This is a genomic window from Acidimicrobiia bacterium (assembly GCA_029210695.1).
Taxonomy (GTDB): Bacteria; Actinomycetota; Acidimicrobiia; order Spongiisociales; family JAHEDJ01; genus JAHEDJ01.
In genome coordinates this window covers 1-2,428 of the sequence record JARGFH010000139.1, presented here as the reverse complement: position 1 = coordinate 2,428, position 2,428 = coordinate 1, and the positions used below count along the sequence as shown (strand labels likewise).

At 63.1% G+C, this 2,428-nt stretch carries 3 protein-coding genes; 1 reads left to right on the top strand and 2 read right to left on the bottom strand.

Going from position 1 to position 2,428, the window contains the following annotated elements; translation table 11 throughout:
- Nucleotides 1-187: 187 nt before the first annotated feature.
- Nucleotides 188-1,084: a hypothetical protein gene (locus tag P1T08_18725; GenBank protein ID MDF1598108.1), complete on the bottom strand. Its 897-nt coding sequence runs from the start codon at nt 1,082-1,084 to the stop codon at nt 188-190.
- Nucleotides 1,081-1,425, bottom strand: a complete 345-nt coding sequence (locus P1T08_18720) for a helix-turn-helix transcriptional regulator (protein ID MDF1598107.1) — start codon at nt 1,423-1,425, stop codon at nt 1,081-1,083. Before P1T08_18720 ends, P1T08_18725 begins: the two co-directional genes overlap by 4 nt.
- 439 nt (nt 1,426-1,864) lie before the next feature.
- On the opposite strand from P1T08_18720, the gene P1T08_18715 reads away from it, so the two are divergent.
- Nucleotides 1,865-2,407 carry a transposase gene (locus tag P1T08_18715; protein ID MDF1598106.1) on the top strand — a complete coding sequence of 181 codons (543 nt, stop codon included), beginning with the start codon at nt 1,865-1,867 and terminating at the stop codon, nt 2,405-2,407.
- The last annotated feature ends 21 nt before the right edge of the window (nt 2,408-2,428 follow it).

The window sequence follows — 2,428 nt, the reverse complement described above, 5'->3', positions numbered from 1 at the left end:
CAAAGCCACCCCGGGCCAACCCCCAGCCTACGCCCACACCACCGAGCTTGCCGATCCGGCAAGGCACTCCACCGCGCACAAAACACCCCTTGACAACCAAACAGGCCTCGCTCTGCTCGGTTTGGCGTGAGGTGCGTTCCTGTCCGGGATTGGTTGTTCGGGGTCGAATGGTCCTGCCTTGGTGACGTCATCCTTTGGCCGGATAGGACGGCTGAAGGTTGGCTACCTGCGGTCGTCGCTTGAGGCTGAGGTAGGCAGCGGTTGCGAAGTAGATGAGGGCAGCCCCCCCGATTAGCGCTTCTCCGGTCAACCGCAGGGCGAGGGCCATCGTGAGATGGGCGATCGGGACGATCGCTACTGCTCCCAGCCCGCGCACGAACCATACGAGTACAACGGCGACGATCACCAGGATCACTGTGGAGGCCCTCACGGTTTCGTTCCACCACAGAGTGCTGTAGGACTCACCCAACCGCACGACGCCCGCGAGAAGGCTGAATGCGATCGTGGCCATCGCGGAGGCGAGCGCGAACGCCCACACAGGGGCGGCGGAGTGGCGCGCCACAAGCGCATACCCGATGAGAGCGAGACCCAACCACCGGAACTCGTACCAAAGCGACGAGGGAAACCCCCAATACGGATCGGAGTTCCACAGCGCGGTCAGGGCAACCCCGGCTGCACCGGCGACGGCTGCCATCCATATGCTCCGTCGAGCGAGCACCACGGCTATCAACAGCAGCACAGCTCCCAGTAGCGCCGCCCAATAACCGGTGGCGAACTCGGCAACGGAACTCGACTCGCTCGCGCCGACGAGCGGACGGACAAAAGCCCCAGCACCCAAGAGCCCACCCAGCCAGATCGCCGCACCCCAAGCAGTGACCGCCAAGAGAGGCATCTTGGTTCCGCTGTGTCGCGCCGTCATGCCGACACCGGCGCGCACCAGCGCTACGGACTCTCGGACACCAGACCAGAACCCGTCTGGTGAAGTTGTCAGTACCGCCTCGACAATCTCGTTCTCGTGCTCGACGCGATACTCCTGCGGGAAGGCACGGACAACGATTCGAAACCACAACTCGCGATTGGTCATGCCGAGCCCCCGACCGCTGGGATCACCGAATGGGACGCCAGACTCCGTCGTGCGGCCCGAACGTCGGCTTCGAGGACCGCCATCTCGGTGCTGAGCACTTCTCGCCCGTGGTCGGTGAGCCGGTAGTAACGGCGGAGTCGACCGTTCTCGACTTCTTGCCGGTCCTCCACGATCGCGCCCTCCGATTCGAGACGCTCCAGCGCTCCGTAGAGGGTCCCGACCGCCAACCTCACCGAACCCGCCGAGAGCTCCTCTACCACCCGGAGGATGCCGTAGCCATGCATGGGGCGACTCGCGAGAGCGGTCAGGATGAGCCGAGTAGGCCGACGCAGAGACTTCATGACCCGTAATATATCGGTTTCCGAAATATCCTTCAACTCAAACGGAGTTCCGGTGCCGCGGCACATCGAAACAAGCCACAGTTTGCACGGCCGCACATATCGCTCACAGCATCGAGCGATATCGGACACCCTCCAGCGAGAGATATCCGGCAGGGTGATGATGTGGGGGCCTGATCGGAGGGTCCACCGTTGCCGGCGGTTGGACGGTTACGGTCGGGTGGTCTCCGGGGATCGGGCCTGACCAACGAACCGGCTGACACCTGTTTGGTTGTCTTGCGAATGACGCGTCGGTCAGATCCCTGGGGGCCCCGGCACTCACCGGTCGGGCGGTGGACACAGTGCGCCTTTTAGCCGAGGCGTTCTGATCCAGTTCCGCCGTTCCGGCAAGTGCGTGCCACCCCTTGCCCATTTAGCGATAGAAAGGGATGGCAACGTGATCATGGTAGAGACAGAGCGTGTTGTGACTGGTGGGGTGGATACCCATCTGGATGTTCATGTGGCAGCGGCGTTGGACCCGATTGGGGGCCTGTTCGGAGTGGCGTCATTTGATACCACCCGGGCAGGGTATGAGGCACTGTTGGCCTGGTTGAGCGGATTCGGTGTCCCCCATCGGGTCGGGGTGGAGGGCACTGGATCCTATGGGGCTGGTTTGGCCCAGTTCTTGATGGAACACGACGTGGAGGTGATCGAGGTTGACCGCCCCAACCGGCAAGCGCGATCGCGCACCGGCAAATCCGACCCCGTCGATGCCATAGAAGCTGCTCGGGCGGCCCTGTCGGGTCGGGCAACCGGGTTGGCTAAGACCAAGGACGGGCCGGTGGAAGCCATCCGGGCGCTGCTGGTAGCGCGCCGGTCGGCGCGTAATCATCGCATCTCCACCTTGGTGCAGATGCGCCACCTGGTGTTCACCGCTCCCCAGGAACTTCGGGCCTGTCAGGGATTCTGTGTAAGTGGGTGGCGGTGGTCATTTAGACGATGTTGATTCGTCCGGGAAAGTAGATGG

Coding starts and splice junctions, on each gene's coding strand:
- P1T08_18725 (MDF1598108.1), bottom strand. CDS start 1,084: ATGACCAATCGCGAGTTGTGGTTTCGAATCGTTGTCCGTGCCTTCCCG.
- P1T08_18720 (MDF1598107.1), bottom strand. CDS start 1,425: ATGAAGTCTCTGCGTCGGCCTACTCGGCTCATCCTGACCGCTCTCGCG.
- P1T08_18715 (MDF1598106.1), top strand. CDS start 1,865: ATGGTAGAGACAGAGCGTGTTGTGACTGGTGGGGTGGATACCCATCTG.